Origin of the sequence: Nocardioides sp. NPDC087217 (assembly GCF_044744805.1) — a bacterium.
In the GTDB taxonomy this organism is placed as follows: domain Bacteria; phylum Actinomycetota; class Actinomycetes; order Propionibacteriales; family Nocardioidaceae; genus Nocardioides.
In genome coordinates this window covers 321,255-341,469 of record NZ_JBIUZB010000006.1, presented here as the reverse complement: position 1 = coordinate 341,469, position 20,215 = coordinate 321,255, and the positions used below count along the sequence as shown (strand labels likewise).

Below are 20,215 nucleotides of genomic sequence, written 5' to 3'. Positions count from 1 at the left end.
GCCAAACGGCGCCTTGCCATCGGCCGAGCCAGCCAGCGGCCCATGCAACTAGTTACATTCGTCAAATGTAACCCGCCCCCCGTAGGGCGTCAACCCTGTTCTCCTCCCAGACCGCTCAAGAGTCGAAGCGTCGATCGAACTCGCCATCAGGTACCCACGGAAGGTCAGACAGCGGTTGACGACCGAGCCACCAGCTTCGGCTCGAACCGCAGCCGCTGCCCACTGCCGGGTTCGTCGAGGATGATCGAGGCTGCGGCCATTCCCATCTTGACCGCGGGCTGCACGATCGTCGACAGCGAGGGCGTCATGTGCTCGGCCCATGCGAAGTCCTCGAAGGCGAGGAACGCGATGTCATCTGGAATGCGTAGCCCAATTGAGTTGATTGCCTCGAAGGTACGGAGCGTCGAGATTCCCGTCGCAGCGAAGACGGCGTCCAGGGTTCCGTTTTTGAACTCCGACGCAATCAGCTCTCGGAGCTTCTCGCTCGGCGCGGCCAGGTTGTCCAGCATGAAGGGAGCATCGACCGGGAGCGTCACCCCATCGCGCTTCGCCGCATCTGCGAGTCCCCGGAATCGATCCCTCCCGGCCGGGGTGTCTTGGCTCACCACCAGGATTCGGGAGCGTCCGGTCTCAGCTAGATGCTCCCAGGCCATGCTTCCGGCTGCGCGATCATCTAGCCGAACGACGTGAATCCGAGGGTGATCCGGCTCTGTGTCGCGAGCCATGAGAACGCACTCGGTTCCCGCCTCGGCCATCGACATCACGAGATCGTCGCTCTTGCGAGCAACTGTGATGAGGCCCCGGACACGGTGGGAGTCCATAAGCGAGAGCATCTTGCGCTCAGTCTCCGGGTCACGGTTGCTGAGCGCTAGATAAGGCAAGGTCCCAGACGGATTCGCGACCCTCGAAACCCCCTCGACGAGGTCCACGTAGTAGGGGTTATGAAGGTCCGCCAGTAACAGACCAATGGAGTTCGTGCGCCCAGCGAAGACCGCCCGAGTAAGATCACTCGGCCGGTAGTTCAACGCCTCCACCGCCGCGAGCACGCGCTCGTGGACGGCTTCACTCACCGTCACGCCACCGTTCAACACGCGTGACACTGTGGCCGTGGAGACACCCGCTCGCTCAGCGACAGTTGCAATGGTCGCGCGGCGCGGGGCGACTCTTCTAGTCATGGCATGTCCTTACACTTTGTGGCGCGAACTGAACTGAATACTGCGCAACTCGGGACCCGAGTGAGCCATGTAACTAGTGTCTCATATGCATCCGCCCCCTGCTTCGGAATGGCGTTCTGCGAGTGGCGACTGGCGGTTCGCGGCAAGAGTCGGGGCCCTGCGATGGAAGCCTCGGTCGATGTCGACCAAGCCGGAGAGCTCGCGTTGGTAGATCTCGGCGACCTGCTCGACGCGTTCGGCATTGCCTGCTCTCTGTGTGGTCGAAGGTGAAAAGCCGTGTTGATGCCGCAGAAGAGGGACCGGCTCGTGGCCGACCCCTCCCCCGAGGTCTTGGTGCCGTTCTCAGAACGGCGGCTCGGTGGGGCGCGGGCCGAGCTGGGTGGCGTTGTCGGCGGGTGCCGGTGCGTCGGGGTTGGTGGTCTTGCTGCCGCGGCTCTTCTCGGGTCGGGCGGTAGCGAACTTGAGGCTGGTGGCGATCTCGCCGTACCTGTCGGAGACGACTACGACGTCCTTGTAGCGCAGCTCGCCGGTCTCCTTGTCGGACCAGCTCTCGGTCTCGACCTGGCCATGCACGAGCACACGGTTTCCTCGCACGAGGCTCTCGACCAGGTTCTCGCCCTGAGTTCCCCAGACCTTCACGCTGTGGAATGTCGGGGTGCCGTCTACCCACTCGTCGTTCAGCTTGACGCGTCGGTTGACCGCGACGCGGAGGTTTGCGACCGGGATACCGCCGTTGGTGAAGCGCAGCTCCGGGTCCTCGGTGAGGTTGCCGGCGAAGGTGGTGATCGTGTTCATGGTTCTTCTCCCTTGGATGAGGTGCATGGATGGAAACGGAGAGCTGACCAGGTGACCCTCGGGATGTGACCCCTCGTGCCCCTTGCTCCCAACAACCAGCCCAAGATCGCGCGAGCGGTAGCGGGTCAAGGGCCGGCGGATGCCGGGCACTGCTTCCCTTGACCCGTGGAGCGAGCGATCACGATTGGGCGTTGTGGGAGCAAGGAACGAGACGCTTTGACTCGGAGCAGTCGCGGCCTGTGGGCCGTGTCGTTGCCGGTGTACGCCGGCCCCTGGGTCTGGAGATCCGGTGGAGCTGCCCGGGCGTGGCCGATCGTCCGGTGGTTGTTGGTGAGGCCGGCCCGGAGGGTCGTGCCGTGCGGGTGGGGTGTGGGGAGGGCGGAGCCCTCCCCACCGCCGGCCCGGAGGCCGGCGGCTCGAGGTGGTCGCTACTCGAGGCGGTCGTGGATGGCGACGGCGCCGTAGAAGTGGTGGCCGGTCAGCTGGCTGACCAGGTCGACGAGTCGGCTGTCGCCGGTGGCGTAGTTGCCGCCGGCCATGGTGCCGGGGACCGGGGTCCAGGTGCTGCCGTCGAAGTCGTAGACGGGCACGAGCGCGGCGGTGGGGCCGCTGTAGGTGTTGCGGATCTCGAGCGCGACGGGCCACGACGAGGTGGAGGGGGGTGAAGATCTGGCTGTCGTGCTCCAGGGCCGCGACGTAGTCGAGGGGCTGGGCGAGGTTGGTGATGTCGTGGCCGGTCCAGCCGACCAGGGTGATGCTGTCGTGGCCGGGTGTGGAGATGCCGCCATTGGTGCAGTCGAGGCGGGCCAGGGGGCCGCTGGTCGGGTGCAGCAGCCCGAGGTTGAGGCCTCGGATCTCGTCGAAGGCTCCGGCCAGCGGGGCGCGGTTGCGGGTGGTGGTGATGGTGCTCATCGGTCGATCTCCTTGGTGGTGTTGTTGTGCTCGTCGACCTGGTCGGCCAGGTCGACGTCGTGGTCTTCGGGGGTGGCTCGGAGGTAGGTCGCGAAGTCGGCTTGGGCCTCGGCGAGGGCTTCGGCGTGGGTCGACCAGCCGGGGCCGGTGTTGCTGGCGACGTCGAGCTGATAGCCCGCCGCGAGAGTGGTGGTGGAGTTGCCGCGCGTGATCCAGGCGGTGAAGTGGGTTCCGTCTCGGTCTGCCTCGGCGACGTAGACCGGCCCGGTGCCGAGGTAGCGGTCTCGGCCGGCAATGTGGATCCAGTGCGGTTCGGCCGGCTGGCCGGTCGGCTCGGTGGTCTGGATGGTGCTCATCGGGTGTTCCTCCTCCTGCGGGGTGGAGAGGGCCTGGCGGCCCTCCCCTGGTGGGTGGGTCAGCTGGCGGCCGCGCAGAGCGACCAGGTGCGTTCCTTGAGGCGGGTCGGCTCCTCGCTGGTCAGGAGCCGCGCGGCGCGGGCGGTGTCCTTCTCCTGCCGGGCGCGTACGGGGGCGAAGTCGTCGACGTACTCGACGATCGCCTGGTAGCCGGCCCAGGCGGTGCCCCGGATGTTGGCCTGGGTCTCGGCGTCGCCCCACAGGCGCTCGAGCCGGGTGGTGCGGCCGAGGAGCCCGCAACCGTTTCGAGGACTTCGTTCCTCTTCACGAGGTAGGCGCCGACGCCCACGGCGAACGCGAGGAATATGTCATCCCCGGCGACAGGGAGTCCGGCGTCTTCGCGATGCCTCGAGGCTTGATCCTCAATGGGTGGCTGCATGTGCTCGAGGACTCCGAGATCACTGTGCTGCTGATGGCGGCCTGTGGCGCCGGCGCCTTCTTCGACCAGGGAGGCTGGGCCTTCCCGGGCGAGGTGCGCCTGCGCCATTACGGCATCCACCGTGATCCGTACGCGGCGGCGCGCAAGACGCTCGAATGGTTCGCTCTTCTCGACGTGGAGGAGATCATGCGGCACAGTGACGGCGCGCCGAGCACGACGTACGTCGTGTCCACCGCATCGCGATCCGCAGGGAAGGGCTCGACGAACCGGCGCTCCCTGCGATTCAGCAGACAATCCAGCGACAGCTCAGCCGCCGCGCCTGACCTCAGCTGGCCACGTGACTTGCGCGGTCGGCGGCTTGCCGGTGGGCGGTCGAGCAGAACGTCGGGGTGCGGCCCGGGGAAGCGGGCGCAGAAATACGTCGACCGCAGTAACCGCAGACGGGCGAGTTTGCCCACTCTGGCGCGAGCAGCGAGTAGGAGCACGGGTCCGAGCGGCCAACAGGACCAGGACTGACCCGGCTCGCGATGACGAGGTCACGCAGACAAACCATGTGCCCGGTAGGGCCGCAACCAGCAAGGAGTGAGACATCATGCCGTTCGTTGTTTGCATCGAAGGCCAGCTCGCGGCCGCCCTGGAGCTCACCGAGACCCCAACACCGGAACCGCGGTCGCGGAGGCGGTGGTGCTGATCAATCACGCGAAGAAGAACGGCGAGGAGTGGGTCGAGGGTGAGCCGACCAAGTACTACCTCAAGGCGTGGAGGCGGCGGGTTGAGGCGCTTGGGTCGCTGAGCAAAGGGTCGAGCGTGGTCGTGGTCGGGCACGTCGAGACCGAGAGCTGGACCGGAAAAGGAGACCGGGAGCGCCGCAGGTGCGACACGGTCGTGGTCAACCACCTAGGCGAGACCGTAAGTGCGACAGTAGCCGCCCAATCCCCCTTCCCGACCCGAGCCGAGGGCCGCGGTCTCTTCTAGAGCCTGCGGCCCTCACACCTTGTGGCGCCAGTTGCCTACTGCCGGTACTAGCTATCCCCTGGCCCGCCGGCTTCCTAACTCCTCAAGGGTCGCTTCACACCCGCGATCCATCTGATGGTCGAGAGCGGTCAGAGGTTCGTGGCCCAGGCCGCAAAGTCTCCGACCCATGAGGAGTCGGCCACTATGCACGACGTCCCGATCCGCGAACCGAAACCCAGATAGCGGGTTGGGATCTCGTGCGGTTCACGCCAACTCGCCCGCAGGCAACTGTCCGAAGTGGAGTCCTCCGTGTTGCTTCTTAGTCTGTCGGCTCGCCGCAACGGCGCTCCTGGCCCGTAGGGGGACTTTCCATGCTCATCACGAAGGCGCTCGCCGCGACCGGCGTGACGATCAGTGCTGTCGCGACTGGGCTGGCCCTGAACCATGTCTCGGAGGCCGACGAATCGGTCCACTCGCCCCGCGCATGGATGACCGAGAGCAAGGCGCGCGACGCACTGCTCACGCTCGACGACCTTCCGCAGGCATGGACCACCGGGTCCGCGCCGGAGGACTACGAAACCCTCGGCGATATTGGCCTGCACCCCAAGACCTGCGCCCATGCGGCAGTGTCGTCAGAGCGGACCAGCGGGACGTGGGATGACGCACCCATCAACGTGCGCACGGACTTCGTGACCTCCAACGGAGACACACGTCTGGAGCAGACGATCACTCACGATCCGGACCTCGACCCCGGCAACCTCGTCGACGATCTGAACGACCTCATCGTCGCCTGTCTCACCTACACCCTCGCCGCCGGAGACGGCATTAAGTACGCCGGAACCATCACCGCCGAGAACCTCGGACAGGGAGACAACGGCATCGGCCTGGTTCAGACTTGGACCAGTTCCTCTGGCACCATCACCGCCTACTTCGCGTACGTCATCGACGGCCGCACCATCACGACGCTGAACGCCACCACCAACGGAGCACTCGACGCGGAGGCATTCGAGGCGATCGTTGCGGAAGCCTCGGACAATCTGTGAATGGCGGGCGACGGCTGCCCACTCCAAACGCGGCGCGCGTCCCGATGGACGTCAGGCAACTCCCGGCCAGTGGCAGGGCGCGCCTTCGCAGCACGGGCGGATGTAGCCGCACCCGTCGCAACGCTCGTGGGAAGTCTCCCAGCGCAACATCGTTCCGCAGTTGGGACAAGGCTCAGTCGTATCCGCCACGGCATCAGCGTACGACGAGCTGGGAGTGCAGTTCCCGCGACGAGCCGGGCCACGCCCCGGATACGTCCGAGATCGAGGAAGTAGATCTCCGCAGGCGTCTCGGCTGCGGAGCAGGATCATCTTGCATGACCCCGGCTGCCGAATAAGCCATGTCCGGAACCCGACGAGTCACGCGGAGTTCTCCATGTCTGCTTCGCGGACGAGCGTGATGCCGTCGGCGGCGTACATCTGCTTGACCTGCTCGAACGACACCAACGCGAAGTCGGCTCGGCGGACGAGGACGATGCGGATGCCCTTGTCGGGGTAGCGCTTGGTCTGGCGCAGGACCTCGGGAAAGTCGTCGCCGAGGTCAGGCTTGAGCTCGACGCAGAACCGGAGTTGCTCGCCGCCATAGATCCAGCGGTCCTCTCTGCCGGCGAGTTCGACCTCCACAGTGGGAAGGGTGACAGCAAAGGTGACGTCCCAGCCGTGGTCTTCGAAGCGGTGGCTTTCGGCGTACGCCGGGGTCATGGTCTCTACCAGACGATCGCCGTGTGCCCGATGGATTTCGTCGAGTTCTTGCCATGCGGTGACCGTCGCGACCGGGCGCTCGAAGTCGTGGGCACCGTCAACAACCCGTGCGAGGCTCAGACGGCGGTCCGGGTGGAGGAATGTGGCCTGCATCTGGTTGTGCTCCGGGCTGTCCTGCGGAGCACCGCCGAAGTTGATGATCGTCTGGTGGAGTGTCGGATAGCGGGCCAGGAACCAGGTCTGCGCAGCCAGCCACTGGCAGTAGCGCTGGTCGCTCATCAGTACCTCGACAGGCTGACCCTCGTACTTGCCGAACGGCACCGGCGCGAGTGCGTCCATCACAGGCTCCCTAACGCGGCGCTCCGGGGCGCCGCGTCGCGACAGCTGGCCCTCGGCTGGCTGGCTCCGCTTCAGGAATATGGCGTCGAAGCTCGGCGTCCTGGAGCACGCCGGAGCGGGATGCCAGCGGGCCTGCAACCCCGCTGCGCTCAGCGATCTGGCCGACGATGCGGCCACAAGCGACGTCGAGGCGCGGGTTGTCTGCGACCTTGGCCGCGGCGTACATGACAACGGTGTGATCACGACCGAAGTGAGCCGCGATCGCAGGCAGAGTCAGGCCGGTACGCCGCGCAGCAGCCATCGCGACCGCCCGGGCGTCGGTGATGGGCCGGTGACGGTCGGCGGAGAGCACGGCCTCGGGAGTCGTGCCGAACGCCGCAGCAGCAGCGTTGATCGCAGTCGTGCAGATCCCAGCAGGGCTCAGATCGGTCATTCCGCCAGAGATCGCGGGGTCCATGCTGACCTGTTTGGCCAACTCGATGACCAGCTCGCAAAGCTCTTGCGGAGCAAGCGGCTCCAAGAGATCGGCAACATCGTCTGGGTCAGCACCCGCGACGTACGCGACAACCTCCTCGGCGCTCGGGCCTCGAACAGAGACACTCATGTCAGCCCACCACCTCTCCGACCGTCGAACGTGACGTGCGGCTCGGGCCCACCAGCGCAGATGACATCGTCGGCGTACCGTTCGTCCCGCCCGCAGCGCACCGCATCGGCACCGTGGGCGACGTCGCGCTCGCGCCTCGGCCTGGGCTGATGGCGGCCAGGCTGGCAGCCGTCGCCGAGCCGGTCGCGCAGACGTTCGAGGAAGCCAGCCAGCGCGTAGCGGTGCCAGTCCTCGAGCGAGTCCGGGGTCACCGCGAAACTCGTGTAGTAGCGGGAGCACGCCAGCACGGCCAGGTCATGGACCAGGTGCGGATGCGCGGGCCAACACTCTGGGATGCCCGGCCGATTGACGTTCCAGAGGTGCTGCGTGTTGATCCACAACGCCACCGCATCCAGCCAGGCCCAGATCTCCCTCCGAGTCCGCCCACGACAGGTCGCGGGATCCCACGGCCGCGGCATCTGAACCAGGCGTCGCAATGCTTCTTCGTCTTTCGGCGGGTCCGCAGCCGCGGCCTGGAGCGCCTCCATCGCCGACCGAATGCTTGCCGCCGGAGAGGGGAACGGCTCGGCCATCACTCCGGCCAAGGGCATCATCGCGCCCGGCGGGTTCGAAACATTCGCGTACGTGCTCATTTCACTTCCTGACTGTTCCGGCCACGGGCATGCGCCTGCGCGGCAAGGAGCTCGCGGCCACGCCGCCCGTCGATGCAGCGATGTAGATGAGCGAGGATCGGTTCGTGCGTCTCGGCCAGCACCAGCGCCCGCAGTTCCCCAATCCGCCGCAGCTCGCCCGGCTCGAGGACTGGCACACGTCGCCGCTCCCACGAGGGCTCGGCTACCCCAAACCACCCCTGCCCATGGCGGGAGTAGCGGGTCTCGGTCGTGGTCGTCTGCCCGATCAGATCCGAGAGCTCTCGATAGAATCCGATGTCCTTGCCGCCGCCGAAGACGACCAGGTTGTTGGAGAGCCCGTAGATCGTCCGCGCCGCGTCCTCGCCGTAGCAGACCACTAACTGCCGCCACGTCTGCGCCGCCAGGATGAAGCTCAGCCCGAGCGCCCGCTCGTTGGCCATCCGGGTCGCCAGCGTCGGGATCGGCGCCGTCGAGGGCAGCTCGTCCAGGCACGCCAGGAACGGTGGACACAGCCGGCCCCACGGGCTCGTCTCCCCCAGGCGCTTGGCGGCGTCGAGGATCTGCTCGGTCACCGCTGTCATCAGTGGCGAGGCACTCGCATAAGGATCCTCGCGGCCGAGGAGATAGATCGTGCCTCCGGCCTCGATCAGCGCCCGGATGCCCGTCGCCGGTCGGGCCGCCGCGGGCACGCACCGCTCACGGATCGAGCCCTGGAAGAACAGCGCCATCGCCTGCTGAACCGTGGTGATCGTGTTCGCGGCGGTCCGCTCGTCACCGTTGATCGCACCACGCAGCAACCCGTCCCACATCGGCTCCGCCGCGGGATGCGTCCGCAGGATCTCCTCCGGCTGCGGATGCTCACGCGGCGAGGCCACCCAGGTCAGCACCTCATCGAGCCCGAGCCCCGCGATGGCCGCAGCGTGGAAGTACGCCTGCAGCACCTTCGCGCACTCCCCCGCATAGAACCGCGCCGACTGGTCCCCCGTCTCCGCGGACGCTCCCTCGACCGTGCCCGCCCCGAACGCCTTCGCTCGCCGCTCGGCCAACATCGCGTCCTCACAGCCTGCGACGGGGTCCCAGACCAGCTCCGGTACGCCAGGGGCCAGCCCGAACGGATCCAGCACCGCCACCGGACGACCGTCCCGCGACCGGGCCTCAAGTGTAAGGAACAGGTCATCTGGTTTGGTCAACGTCACGACCGCCGCACCCGGGGCTTCCAACAGCGCCGGCGCCAGCAGATCCAGGGTCTTCCCCGAGCCCTGCGGCCCGATCACGCACGTCGTCCGGTCATAGGGCACCCACAGTTCCGGCCCGGTACGCCCCGCCCGCCCCAGACGCCAACCGACCTCACTCGACCCGAAACCGCCTCCGCGAGCCCTGGGCAACCGATGATCAGGCCGTACGACGCGGGAGCTCCTGCGCAGTCTCGTCACCCCGAGAGCTGCGGCAGCCTGCACCGGCGTCGCCAATCCGTGTCGCGCTCGACGCCCGGCAATCAGGTCGCGCAACCGCAACCGGAGCGTGACAGCCCCGGCGAACGCGAGCAGCTCACCGACGACTACGAGCGCCCACATGACCTCAGCTCCCGGAAGGCGACGTACGACATCAGCTCGCAGCCCGACCCCGAACTCCCCGTGAGCGATGCCGACCAACGCGTCGACAAGGTCCGTCGGCCATGCAAACTGCCCCGTCAGCACCCAGGTCAGGCAGCCCTGGACGACCAACGGCGTGGCTACGAGGACGACGAGCGCGCCGCTCAGGATCAGCGTTGGGATCTCCCAGGTCAATGGCGCCGTTTGCCGCGCAAACCGCTCCCGCCGTGAGGCTTCCATCGTCATGCCGACAAGAACAACGACCCGCTCCACCGATCGGACAGGACCCTCCTGGCTGTTACGTCAGCGAGTTGACGCAGCTGAAGTCCAAGCCGGGAACGCATGATGGGCCCCATGACCAGAGCACCCGCCGCGGGCCGATCGAAGGGTCCAGGCTGCCTGACATTCGCCTTGTTTGCCCCAGTCCCATTCATCGTGTTCGGGCTCGTCGTCGCCTACGTCTGGTTCGTCGTCACCCCGAACAACCGTGACCTGACCGATTACACCGGACACACAACAGCGATCGTGACGAAGGTGGTGGAGACGACAGGGAGCGACATCGTTCACTATCGCTACGAGGTCGGCAGACAGACTTACAGGGATTCGACCGGCACCTATGACGCCGCGTACCCCGGCGACAAGCTCCAGGTCTGCTACGTGCCATCGAAGCCGAAGAAGCACCACGTCATCGACTTCTCCAACCTGGTCTGTGGTCGCGACAACCCGCGGTGAGCATGTACATGGCCGGATGGTCCTAAGGCGCTGAGTTGTCAGCCAATGACTTCCGATGCCAACCACTCGCTGGGATCCGTGTTGTCGGAGCCGTAGATGTTGCTGCCGCCAGTCAGATGCACCTCGAAGTGCAAGTGGCAGCCGGTCGCGTTGCCGCGGGCACCGACCTCGCCGATCTGTTGCCCGGCCCTGACCCGCTGCCCTGCGGAGACCGTGAGTCTCTGCATGTGGGCGTACCAAGTCGCCAGACGACCCGGTCCGTTGCTGACCTTGACCAGCCACGTGCCTGACCACGCCTGGGAGGTGTCGACCTGGATCGTGCCGGCTGTCGCTGCGAGCACGGGCGTGCCGCAGGGCAGCGAAAAGTCCGTGCCGGTGTGCCAGGAGTCCCAGTGGTCGCTGTGGCCGCCCCAGTTGCGGCGATCGGCCCCGGCCAATGCCGAAGGAACCGGGTAAACAGCCTCACTGCTACCTGCACCGCCCGTCAGCACTAGGCTGTCGCAGGACATCCCGCCGGCCGACGCCTTACCGAGCGTGATCGTCGCCGAGACTGTCCGATGGTCCGACCCCGCGAGATCTCCCGTCCAGTGGCGCGTCGGCGTGGCACCGGCGGTGAGAATGTAGTCGATTGTGCCGCCGCCCTTGTCGGTCACCCACCCGCCGGCTGGTTGACCGAGGACCGAGTAGGTCGTGCGAGCGCCGACCCCGGCGTACACCTCCTCGAACTGCGTCCTTGCGTCACCGGCAAGCCGGGGATAGCCAACGTTGAGGTCTCCGCCGACCAGCACCGGGCCGGCCACGCGGAGCTGCTTGGTCAGCGCGACCAACCTCGTCCGGAACTCGCCGTAGAGCCCTTCGCGCCCGGCACCACCCGGCGACGCGTGCGCCGCGATGACCGACACCCTCGCGCCACCAGAGACCGGCCTCAGAGTCACCCACGTGACGTACCGCGTGCCCCACTTTACCGGCCGCTCGTGCATCAGCACGACGCCACGATCGACGACCCGCCAGGCTTCTTTCCGCCACAGGACCGCGGTGTCCCGCTGATCCCGCGGCCCGCCAGCCGGGTGCCAGGACGCGTATCCGACGGGCTCCAGCTGGACGCGGCTTCGCGAGTAGACCTCATTAAGCGTGACGAAGTCGGGCCGGTCCCGGACGACCTGGGCCAGGTCGCGGTCGAAGGCCGCGGCGCGCATCCCGGCAAACAGGTTCGCCTGAGTCAGCCGCACGCTCTCGGCCGACTCGTACGCTGCCCTCACTGAACCACCGCTCGTCGCCCACAACCGCTCGACGAGCTGCATCGCCACCGGCACCCACTGCTGATACAACCCCCGGTACTTCTCCGCCGGCCGCTGCACATCAGCTGCCACATCAGTCACTCGCCGCGCTTCCCACGTCGGGACCAGAACGAGCCGGTCGAGGAAACGCCGGGTCGCGTGCGCGACATCACGCACCTGCGCAGGCGTCCCCCACCCCTGCGACGGCCTCTGCTGCAGGAAACCCAGCGAGTCCCGGTCGCCGTAGTCGAGGTTGCGCAACCGCGACTCCTGATAGCCCGTCGCCAGGACGATCACCGCAGCGTGCGGCTTCTGGCTCGTCATCGGATAGGCGCGTACGGCCGCCACCGCCTGCCTCGCAACCTGCATCTGCTCCGCGGTGACCTCGCCGTCCCCCGCACCGCCGGCGACACTTCCGACCTTGCCGCAGGCCCCGCTCCGCTGCTCGGTGACCGCGGCGCCAAGAACGATGATCACCAGCATCGGGACCATAAAGATCAACACGATCGCCGCGGCCTGCCACGCACGCATCAGGAGACCGCCTCGTTCGTGAATGTGAGGCGCTGCTCGATGGGCGTGAGCAGCGTCTTCACCTTGAACCGGAGATCGCCGACCATCCACAGTGCCCGGCCCTTCTCCTGCATCGCCCACCCGGTGACGACCTGTTGCTGCATGTCGGTGAGCCCGAGCAGCGCGGAGAGCTCGGTGGCGACGGCCTCGTCCTGCCCCATCAGGATGCGTATGTCGGAGAGGTTGAGCAGGTCCTTCGCAATCTGCGCCGCCTGCGATCCCTGATCGCCGGCCGAGAGCGGATCGGACGGCTTGTGGTACGTGACGATCTGAATGTCACCCTCGGTCCGCGACAGCCGCAGGTTCGCGTCGAGCGCCATCACGGCCTCGAGCGAGAGTCGAGTCTGTAGCCACGCCTCGTCGCGCAGCACGATCCGTCGATCTCCACTGCCCGCGATCTCCCTCATGCCCTGGCCCCAGGAATTCAGGCACATCAGCGCGATCCCGACAGCCACGTTGTTCCCGGTGTCGTGCAGAGACCGCAGCGACAGCGTCTGGATCGGTGCGCGCCAGTCAGGGACGTACGTCGATTCCGTATCGAACATCCCCTGCAGCGACCCCTCGCACAACGCTCCCAGCGCGTCACGCAGCGGCCGAGTGCCGTCGAAGAAGTCCTGCCTGCTCTCGTAGCGACAGTCCGCAACGAGCTGATCGGTTGGTACGTCCAGGGCATGCCACACCTTCGGGATCGTCACCGGCGCCAGCCGAGAGGCCCCCGACATCCACCCGGTCAGGTGCCGCAACACCTTGTTGATCACGCGTTCCTCAGTCGGCGTGAACGTCACCCCCTGCGACCCGACCAGCCCGCGCAGCAAGAACAGCCACCTGTTGAACGTCACCGTCGCCCGCCGGTGCTGCTCCTGCCGGTTCTGCAGCTGCCAGTCGTGAGCGAGCGGCCCAAGGTCGAGCGGGTTGATCCGTCCCGGCAGCCCCGGACCGATCCGGAACGGCTCGACGCCGAGGAATCGCGCGAGATCCTCGTACTCGTCCTTCACATCCCCCAGCACCAGTGACCGGTAGCCGAACCGGATCATGCGCAGCATGAACGCCTTCACCAACGCCGACTTCCCGCGTCCGGGCTTGCCGAAGATGAACACGTTCGGGTTCGTTACCGGGATCGAGTCATCCAGTACCCACCCCATAGGATCGCAGTAGAACCGCCCACCGGAGAGAACGTCGTACCCCATCTCGGCGCCCCACGGCGGCAACCCATCGCCCGCGATCAACGGCCACAACACCGCCGCCTGCTCCGACGTCGTCTGGTAGCCCGCCAGCGGCGGCAGCGACGCCGCCCATCCGTGTCCCTTTCCACGTACGCCCTTGGGCGGGACGGCTTTCGGGAACAGCCGTTCAGGGGTTGGATCCGGCACGAACGACTTTCGACGCGGCAGCGCGGTCCCGAAGTCGGTCAGCAGGTCATCGATCCGGCGAGCGCTGCCTGGTGCGACACGTTTGCTCATGCCCCCAAAGGCAACGGGCTTGCCGTCGAATCGGCACCGACATCATCAATGTCGTCTCGACCGGCTCGGGACGGGTTCTACGCTAGGGCGCAGGCTGTGGACTACCCGAGCGATGATCTACAGGTCGCGTACGAGGACGTCGAACGTGGGTGCATCGGGCCAGCCTGGTCGGAGCTGTCCGACGCATTCCCAGCCCCACCGCTTGTATGCGGCGTATGCGCGATCGTTGGTCGGGGAGACCAGGAGTGTGGCGCGGTGCTCCGGCCGGGCGCCGAGGAGCTCGTCGTGGAGGGCATGCGCGACGCCACGGCCCTCCCATGCGCTGGCGACCATGATCTCGCTGAGTGCGAAGGTCCGCTCTCCGGTCTCCATGGTGAAGTCGTCGCCGAGATCGGTGATGAGGAGCCCGTCCCACCATGTGCCGCCTGCGCGCAGCGGCCAGCCCCAGGCCAGACCGATGGCCTGGCCGGACTCGTAGGCGATGACCATGTCGAACGCTGGCGTGCTGGTGTAGCGGTCGAAGCGGTGCAGGAACGTCTCGGTGGTGCGGAACGGGTCGCCGCTGGCGATCGCTTCTTCATGGGATGCGACGTAGAGCTGCTCGACAACATCGATCGCGTCGCGGGCTGCTGCTGCATCGAACCGCTGGAAGGTGAGCTGGAGGTCACTCATGCAGCACCGCTGCTGCTGATCGCCTTCAGCTTGTCGAACCGCATGTGGAAGTCCTCTCCATCGTTGTGCGTGGTTGCCGCGGTTCGGACCGGTTCCAGCTGCCGCAGCGTGCGCCAGGAAGACACAGTTCCCTCAAGCGAGGTCAGCACGGTGACGCCTTCGCTGATCGCGCTCGAGGTGTCACCGGAGCGAGCCAGAGTCGCGGCGAGCGCTGCGCGGTAGTTCATGGCGTTCCTCGGGTCAGTCTGCTCCTCGGCACCGGCTTCGAACACAGCTGCGGCTTCGTCGAGGTCGCCGAGGTAGGCGCGGCCGCGTGCCTCGTGGTAGCGAACCTCGGCAGGGACGACGAAGCGCAGCCAGATCGGCGTCTGCGTCGTCGGCTCGTGGCCCTCCGCGTGCTCGACCTCGCGCCACGCGGTGCCAATCGCGCGCTCGAAGTTGGCGTGGTCTCCAACAGCAGCGTGCGCGACTGCGGTGCGGGATGCGATGAGGGCGTGGAGACGGCTGGAGCGGATGTTTCGGGCGATGATCCGCGATCGCTCAGAGAGCTGCATCGCACGGCTGGGCGAACCCAAGCCGCTGGGTGACATCGCGAGCAGGGCCGCGTTCTGCAACGCGTGGACGGCAAGGTCGTCGTCGCCTGCCTCGGTCGCAAGCGCAAGAGCGTCGGAGTACCACTGGCGAGCGAGGTCACCCCGGTCAGCGTCGTACGCCACCCAGCCGGCACACATCGCGAGATCACCGGTTGCCGCCATCAGCGCCGTCCCTGTCTCAGCGCTGTAGGTCGCGGTGTCGAGCATGGCCTTGGCCCGGGCCAGGCAGTGTGCGGCCTCGTTCAGCAGCGCTCCGCCGCCGACGTGCTGGTCGCGTTGGCGGATCTGGTCGGCCGCCGCCCGCAGCGCTTCCACGTGCACCGTGCCAACGGTCTTGGCCTCGAGGGCGCCGGCCGACGTGCCAGGCTGCGGGCCCGCCCAGGCTGGAAGTGCGAGGGCGCCACCAACCGCAAGCACCGCCTTGTTGAACTCGCGACGGTCGACGCCAGCACCCTCTCGGATCACCCCCGCTTCTCCGACGATGCCGCGGCGTGCGATCGCCTCCATGAAACGGGCTCGATCGGGCTCCTCAGCGCGGGTGAGCAAGGTGTCGAACATCGCCTGAAAGTGGGGTCTGGGACGGCGGGCAGCACCGATCTGCTCCCACTTGGAGACGGTGCGGGCAGTGATGCCGAGCTCGGCGGCGAAGTCGCGGACAGTCATACGGAGCGCGACGATGCGCAGCAACCGCGCGTCGGCCCCAGTCCACGTGTCCACCTCTCGCATTGAACCAGGTTCGAGAACGATTGGGCAGGCCATGGGCCACAGAAGGGCCACAGAAGGCCGTTACGAGAGACGCCGGTGCTGAGCGAGTCTCGAAGGGACACCCCGGTACCGGCAACCACGTCGCCGATACCGGGGGTCATCCAGCAGAGACCCACCTTCGACGACGAAACGATAGACACTGCGATGAGGCACTCGGCACCACGACGACCCGGACGACCGAGACACATTCCCGGCCCCGATACGAGCGACCATCCACGTGACCAGATCCTCGCCGTCGCCGCTCGCCTGTTCGTCGACCGGGGCTACGCTGGCACCTCGACCCGCGACATCGCCGAACTGGTCGGGATCCGCCAGGCATCGCTCTACTACCACTTCGCCGGCAAGCCGGAAATCCTCGCTGAACTGCTCGAGATGACCGTGCGGCCCACGCTCGACAAGGTTGCCGAGCTAGATCAGATCGAGAGGCCGGAGGCAGCCCTCTATCTCCTCGCTCTTCATGACGCGACGTCCCTCGCCAGGCTCATGCACAACATCGGGAAACTGCCTGGATGCCCTGACGTCGCTCAGACCCCGGAGGCTCAGCAGTACGCCAGCGCGCGAGGCCAGCTACGCGAGACCTATGGATCGCTCGCAGTCTCATGCGGATCCCAGGCCGTGACCGACACGATCCACCTGCACCAGCTGGGCAACCTGATCCTGAGCAACGTCGAGAGCGTCATCGCCAGGCGTGACGACGGTGACAACGTCGCCGCCAAGGAACTCCACGCCATCGCCGCTTCCATTCTCCGACTTTGCGGAGTGCCCCAGGCCCAGATCGAGGTCGCGGCGAAGGTCGCGATCGCTGCCCCAGGCCAGCATCCTCAGGCGCAGTAGCTGCTGCATTGAGGGTCACGCACGACCGTTCGGTAAACCGACACCGAGCGGGATTGTGGCAACAGCGAAAGCGGCGTCATGGGCACCGTCCAACGGGAGCGGCACGAAGCCGCAGAGTCGAATCGATGCATCGAGGCGTCGGCCGTAGTCGGGAGCACCCCAGGCCGCGGGGACCGTGATGGACACCGCGGAGGTTGCCTTGACCAGGGATCGGCCGTGCTGGAGCTTCTCGTCGCGCGAGTGGAGCTGGTTGATGGCAGTACGGTCGCGGGCTCGCTCGACGCGACCGACCTTGCGACGCATCTCCGCTCCCATCGCCGCGGACATCTCGGCTCGGCCGGTGGCTCGCTCGGCCGTCTGCTGCGAGACAGGCCGGTAGAGAACAGTCAGTGCACGGCGCTCGCCGGGCCGCGAGGGGACAAGCATGCGCGCGAGGGCTCCCATCCGTGCGCCCTTGCGCGGGAGCAGGATGGTGGAGGAGACGGACTCCCACTCCCCGTGGCGGTAGGTCCGCATCAACGTGTGGGCATTGCTCGGCCCCGCCGCCGCGACGGGGATGCCGACAGTGAGATCCGGGTCGTCCTGTCCCCGTAGGGCAGCATCTGCCAAGGCCGGACCGTCGCCGGGTTCGAAGCCGGTCCGGATCGCCACGGCGAGCTCGGCGGAGTCGAGCCAGGTGACCTGGGTGCAGCCGATGGAGCCCATCAGACGAGCTTCGGTCTCGGCCATGATCGAGTAGATGATGCGGGCGCGGCCGGCGATTCCGCGACCGGCTCGGCGGGCGTCGCGGACGATGACGTCCTCGCGTACGACAACGGTGATGAAGGCTTCGCGGCGAACCGCCGCTCCTGCCGTCATGGCGTCGAGCTGTGCGTTGGCAGCAGCAGAGGCCTCGGGTTCGTCGCCCCGTGAGTTCTGCTGCACCCAGGAGGTTCGCTCGGTGCCGTCGTCGGGGACCGTACGGACCTGGAGTGCGACGAGGTCGAGCTGGCCCGATGCCGTAGCGGCCTCGAGCATCTCGGCGAGACCGGCACCCATGAGGTCGCGGTGGTCCTCGTCGGCCATACCGATCCCGGGATGGGTGATCCTGGCGGTCGCGGCCCAGGTCCGTAAGGCACGGTTCTGGATCAGGGCTGGGCGGGTCGCCCTACCGGCCATCGGTGGACCGTCATGGATCTGGATGCCGGCAAGGATCCCGGGCAGGTCGGCCTCGCCGGTTGACTCGGCTTCCTCGAGGTCGACCTCGCCGGCGGCGGCCTTGGACTGGAAGCGGGTCCAGCCGAAGCCAGCGCCGAGAGCGGAGCGCAGGAGCACCCCGAGCCAGCCGAAAGCAGACCAGCCTCGGATCGGGATACAGATGAGTGCTACCAGCACCACCCAGAGCGGGAGCAGGACGAGTAGGTAGAGCCACTCCCCCACAGCCATCGCCAGCCAGCACGGGAACGCAGCGGCGATGATGCCGAAGAGCTGCGGACCGGTGAGGCCGAGGAACCAGCCTTGGCGATCGCGAGTCGCGGACGCACCGTAGATCGTCATACGAGGAAGGCTCCGTCCTCGGCCGCTTCGGCCACTTGGGGCGGTACGTCGTTGGTGACGCCGCCAGTGTCGGCTTTCAGGTCAGGCGACCCCGACGGCTCACGCGCGTCGCCACTGCCACCGCGACGGTGACGCTTTCGTCCCGGGCGAGCCTGCGTCGACCCTGCGCCGTAGTGGGACTGGGACCCGACCCCGGCCTGACCAAGCGTGTCGACACTGACCGACGCGCCGTACTGGGCGACCCGCCCGGTAGCCGCCATCCCAGCCCCGACCTTGCTGAGACCCCAGCCCCCGACTCCGCCGATCTTGCCGCCGAGGCTCTTCGCCCCATAGGACTGGAAGTTGTTCGCGGTCTCGGCCTCGGCGCCCGCCTCGGACGCCGTACGCCCATCGGACTCAGTCTGGGTTGCTGCACCCGACCCGGCAGCGCCCGAGAGCCCTCCGCCAGCCTTGGAGAAGAGCCCGGCAGCCCCGCCGTTGGCGGCCATCGTGGATCGGAACGATGCCCCCGAGGCGGTGCCTGGGTCGACGAACGCGAGCAGACGGAACAGGGCCAAGGGCATGAAGCAGCCGACGATCAAGATGACCGCTCCGACGACGGACATGCCGATGTTGGCCGTGGCTGTCGAGCCTTGCAGAGTCTCTCCGGTGCCACTGGCGGCATCCGGGAACCCGGCGTGGGCGAGCTGCACGCCGATGCCGAGCACCAGCGCGAGCAGCGGCGACATCAGCGCGGCGGCGAGGAACCAACGGATCGACTTCCACATCCACGACCTGGTGCCTTCCGAGAGCGCCCCTGCCGCGGTGATCGGGATCGTGGCCGTCAGGATCAGCAGTGCCGCTGCGCGTACGAGCATGATGATCAGATAGCCGAATGATGCCGGGATGAGCACGAAGAGTGCGGTGATGCCGAGCACCGCTGAGTCGACCGTGCCGGAGACTGTGTCGACGAAGCCGTCGTCGGCGGTGTAGCCGGAGAAGTCGTTCACGTCGAGGAGCGTGTACAGGATGCCATGGGTGAGCCCGGCGCACGCGGCGATGATCGCGCCACAGACGGCGACCCAGCAGACCACGACCGCGCCGTACTGGATCAGTCCGGCGATGAGCTGGCCGAAGCCCCGGCCGTCCTGGCGTACGACGGCAAGCCCGATCTGTCCAAAGCCGATGATGAGCGCGATGGCGAGCGAAACCCACAGGGTCACGCTGTAGAGCCGGGCGAGATCGGGGTCGGTGACGTTGACAGTGACAAAGGCGTCGAGGATCTTGAAGGCCGCCTCGAGCAGCCACATCGCGGCGGACCAGACGCTCATCATCATCGAGGTGAACCCGTCGGCGAGTATCTCCTTGCTCGCATCGCCCGCCCACTCGAGCGGATTCCAGGCGATCGTCGGAGCGCCGCTCATGGGGTGGTCTCCAGCCACTGGTAGCCGGCGTCGTACGAGGCCTGGGTTCCTGGCCACAGCGAGGGTGCCTCGGCGGGTTCTTGACCGGGCCCGATGATCCAGCGGTCCTCGCTCCAGACCATCCGCTGACAGTCAGCGACGGCGACCTGGACCGGCGCGCGGTTCGCCGTGGTGTCGGTGACCTCGACGACCATGTTCAGGCACGGGACAACGAAGTCGTCACCGACGGTGCCCTTGATGAGCCCCATCGACGGGGTCACGTTGAGCACTAAGCGATCTGCGCCGTCGGCGCCCACGCCGGCGGAGGAGAGGAAGCCGGCGACCGCTTTCACCCCTGACCAGGACTCGGTCGTGGGTCCGCCCGACGCGGCCCATTCCTTGATGACCGCTTGGGCGCCGGCGACGCGCAGCGACGAGAGCGCGGCCTGGTCGATCGCCGCGAGCTGGGCCAGCGCACCCTCTGGGGTGGCCGGGTACCCGGTGAGCACTCCGGCCGGTCCCATCCCGGTGGGCACAGGCAGCCGGATCGTGCCCGTGGTGCCAGTGGAGAGCGCTCCGGGCTTCGCCTCGTCCAGAGTCGAGGCAGAGAGCGTACGTTCGGCCAGCTCGTCCCGAGCATCGGCGGTATCGGCTGCTGCCGCGCCACCGGGCTCGCCGCCGTCCGCAGGACCGGAGTCCGGCTCCTGCAACAGCATCACGATCGACCAGATCCCTCCGACGAGCAGGGCGAGGACCAACGCAAGTCCTCCGACAAGGAGAGCTTGGAGGCGGCGTCTGGTCCACTCGGTCTGCGGATCGACGACGGAGGCGCGAAGTCGGCTTGGAGTGATCAT

21 protein-coding genes are annotated in these 20,215 nt (G+C 67.2%); 5 read left to right on the top strand and 16 right to left on the bottom strand.

Translation table 11 applies throughout. From position 1 onward, the window contains the following. Positions 1-164: 164 nt before the first annotated feature. The 5 genes from ACIO3S_RS24510 to ACIO3S_RS24490 form a co-directional block, all read right to left on the bottom strand. Positions 165-1,175: a LacI family DNA-binding transcriptional regulator gene (locus ACIO3S_RS24510; RefSeq protein ID WP_400468343.1), complete on the bottom strand. Its 1,011-nt coding sequence runs from the start codon at positions 1,173-1,175 to the stop codon at positions 165-167. Between the two features lie 342 nt (positions 1,176-1,517). Then, positions 1,518-1,970 carry a single-stranded DNA-binding protein gene (locus tag ACIO3S_RS24505; RefSeq protein ID WP_400468341.1) on the bottom strand — a complete coding sequence of 151 codons (453 nt, stop codon included), beginning with the start codon at positions 1,968-1,970 and terminating at the stop codon, positions 1,518-1,520. Positions 1,971-2,398: 428 nt separating this feature from the next. Next, on the bottom strand, positions 2,399-2,560 hold the full coding sequence (locus tag ACIO3S_RS24500; protein ID WP_400468339.1) for a hypothetical protein: 162 nt from the start codon (positions 2,558-2,560) through the stop codon (positions 2,399-2,401). A 318-nt stretch (positions 2,561-2,878) separates the two neighbouring features. Beyond that, positions 2,879-3,238 carry a hypothetical protein gene (locus ACIO3S_RS24495; protein ID WP_400468337.1) on the bottom strand — a complete coding sequence of 120 codons (360 nt, stop codon included), beginning with the start codon at positions 3,236-3,238 and terminating at the stop codon, positions 2,879-2,881. Between the two features lie 59 nt (positions 3,239-3,297). Further along, complete coding sequence (locus ACIO3S_RS24490) at positions 3,298-3,501, bottom strand: DUF932 domain-containing protein (RefSeq protein ID WP_400468475.1); 204 nt, start codon at positions 3,499-3,501, stop codon at positions 3,298-3,300. A 176-nt stretch (positions 3,502-3,677) separates the two neighbouring features. Between ACIO3S_RS24490 and ACIO3S_RS24485 the strand changes: the two genes are divergently transcribed. From ACIO3S_RS24485 to ACIO3S_RS24475, 3 genes are all read left to right on the top strand, one after another. Continuing rightward, on the top strand, positions 3,678-4,193 hold the full coding sequence (locus ACIO3S_RS24485; RefSeq protein ID WP_400468335.1) for a hypothetical protein: 516 nt from the start codon (positions 3,678-3,680) through the stop codon (positions 4,191-4,193). A gap of 66 nt (positions 4,194-4,259) precedes the next feature. Then, a complete protein-coding gene (locus ACIO3S_RS24480; protein WP_400468333.1) occupies positions 4,260-4,652 on the top strand; it encodes a single-stranded DNA-binding protein in 393 nt (130 codons plus the stop codon). Positions 4,653-5,002: 350 nt separating this feature from the next. Then, positions 5,003-5,674 carry a hypothetical protein gene (locus tag ACIO3S_RS24475; protein ID WP_400468331.1) on the top strand — a complete coding sequence of 224 codons (672 nt, stop codon included), beginning with the start codon at positions 5,003-5,005 and terminating at the stop codon, positions 5,672-5,674. 357 nt (positions 5,675-6,031) lie between these two features. Here ACIO3S_RS24475 and ACIO3S_RS24470 read toward each other — a convergent pair whose 3' ends face one another. From ACIO3S_RS24470 to ACIO3S_RS24455, 4 genes are read right to left on the bottom strand one after another with little or no spacing between them, the layout of a single operon-like run. Continuing rightward, positions 6,032-6,712: a hypothetical protein gene (locus ACIO3S_RS24470; protein ID WP_400468329.1), complete on the bottom strand. Its 681-nt coding sequence runs from the start codon at positions 6,710-6,712 to the stop codon at positions 6,032-6,034. A 10-nt stretch (positions 6,713-6,722) separates the two neighbouring features. After that, positions 6,723-7,316 carry a helix-turn-helix domain-containing protein gene (locus ACIO3S_RS24465; RefSeq protein WP_400468327.1) on the bottom strand — a complete coding sequence of 198 codons (594 nt, stop codon included), beginning with the start codon at positions 7,314-7,316 and terminating at the stop codon, positions 6,723-6,725. After that, positions 7,313-7,948, bottom strand: coding sequence for a hypothetical protein (locus ACIO3S_RS24460; RefSeq protein WP_400468325.1), 636 nt, complete (start codon positions 7,946-7,948; stop codon positions 7,313-7,315). The genes ACIO3S_RS24465 and ACIO3S_RS24460 overlap by 4 nt, the downstream gene beginning before the upstream one ends. Further along, positions 7,945-9,735 carry a type IV secretory system conjugative DNA transfer family protein gene (locus tag ACIO3S_RS24455; protein ID WP_400468323.1) on the bottom strand — a complete coding sequence of 597 codons (1,791 nt, stop codon included), beginning with the start codon at positions 9,733-9,735 and terminating at the stop codon, positions 7,945-7,947. Before ACIO3S_RS24455 ends, ACIO3S_RS24460 begins: the two co-directional genes overlap by 4 nt. Before the next feature lie 159 nt (positions 9,736-9,894). Between ACIO3S_RS24455 and ACIO3S_RS24450 the strand changes: the two genes are divergently transcribed. Then, the gene (locus ACIO3S_RS24450; RefSeq protein ID WP_400468321.1) at positions 9,895-10,272 is read left to right on the top strand and encodes a DUF3592 domain-containing protein; all 378 of its coding nucleotides are present in this window, start codon (positions 9,895-9,897) and stop codon (positions 10,270-10,272) included. 38 nt (positions 10,273-10,310) lie between these two features. On the opposite strand, the gene ACIO3S_RS24445 is transcribed toward ACIO3S_RS24450, so the two are convergent. From ACIO3S_RS24445 to ACIO3S_RS24430, 4 genes are all read right to left on the bottom strand, one after another. Continuing rightward, complete coding sequence (locus tag ACIO3S_RS24445) at positions 10,311-11,468, bottom strand: peptidoglycan DD-metalloendopeptidase family protein (RefSeq protein ID WP_400468473.1); 1,158 nt, start codon at positions 11,466-11,468, stop codon at positions 10,311-10,313. A 611-nt stretch (positions 11,469-12,079) separates the two neighbouring features. Further along, entirely contained in the window at positions 12,080-13,579 is a 1,500-nt protein-coding gene (locus ACIO3S_RS24440) for an ATP-binding protein (protein ID WP_400468319.1), read from the bottom strand. Between the two features lie 117 nt (positions 13,580-13,696). After that, positions 13,697-14,251 carry a GNAT family N-acetyltransferase gene (locus ACIO3S_RS24435; protein WP_400468317.1) on the bottom strand — a complete coding sequence of 185 codons (555 nt, stop codon included), beginning with the start codon at positions 14,249-14,251 and terminating at the stop codon, positions 13,697-13,699. Beyond that, positions 14,248-15,561, bottom strand: coding sequence for a helix-turn-helix domain-containing protein (locus ACIO3S_RS24430; RefSeq protein WP_400468315.1), 1,314 nt, complete (start codon positions 15,559-15,561; stop codon positions 14,248-14,250). The genes ACIO3S_RS24435 and ACIO3S_RS24430 overlap by 4 nt, the downstream gene beginning before the upstream one ends. Positions 15,562-15,645: 84 nt before the next feature. On the opposite strand from ACIO3S_RS24430, the gene ACIO3S_RS24425 reads away from it, so the two are divergent. Beyond that, entirely contained in the window at positions 15,646-16,443 is a 798-nt protein-coding gene (locus ACIO3S_RS24425) for a TetR/AcrR family transcriptional regulator (protein ID WP_400468313.1), read from the top strand. Between the two features lie 15 nt (positions 16,444-16,458). Here ACIO3S_RS24425 and ACIO3S_RS24420 read toward each other — a convergent pair whose 3' ends face one another. The 3 genes from ACIO3S_RS24420 to ACIO3S_RS24410 are packed head-to-tail and all read right to left on the bottom strand — an operon-like array spanning position 16,459 to position 20,215. Next, entirely contained in the window at positions 16,459-17,979 is a 1,521-nt protein-coding gene (locus ACIO3S_RS24420; RefSeq protein WP_400468311.1) for an SCO6880 family protein, read from the bottom strand. Beyond that, positions 17,976-19,382 (bottom strand): type IV secretion system protein, encoded by a 1,407-nt coding sequence (locus ACIO3S_RS24415; RefSeq protein WP_400468309.1) that lies wholly within the window; start codon positions 19,380-19,382, stop codon positions 17,976-17,978. Before ACIO3S_RS24415 ends, ACIO3S_RS24420 begins: the two co-directional genes overlap by 4 nt. After that, positions 19,379-20,215: a hypothetical protein gene (locus tag ACIO3S_RS24410; RefSeq protein ID WP_400468307.1), complete on the bottom strand. Its 837-nt coding sequence runs from the start codon at positions 20,213-20,215 to the stop codon at positions 19,379-19,381. Before ACIO3S_RS24410 ends, ACIO3S_RS24415 begins: the two co-directional genes overlap by 4 nt.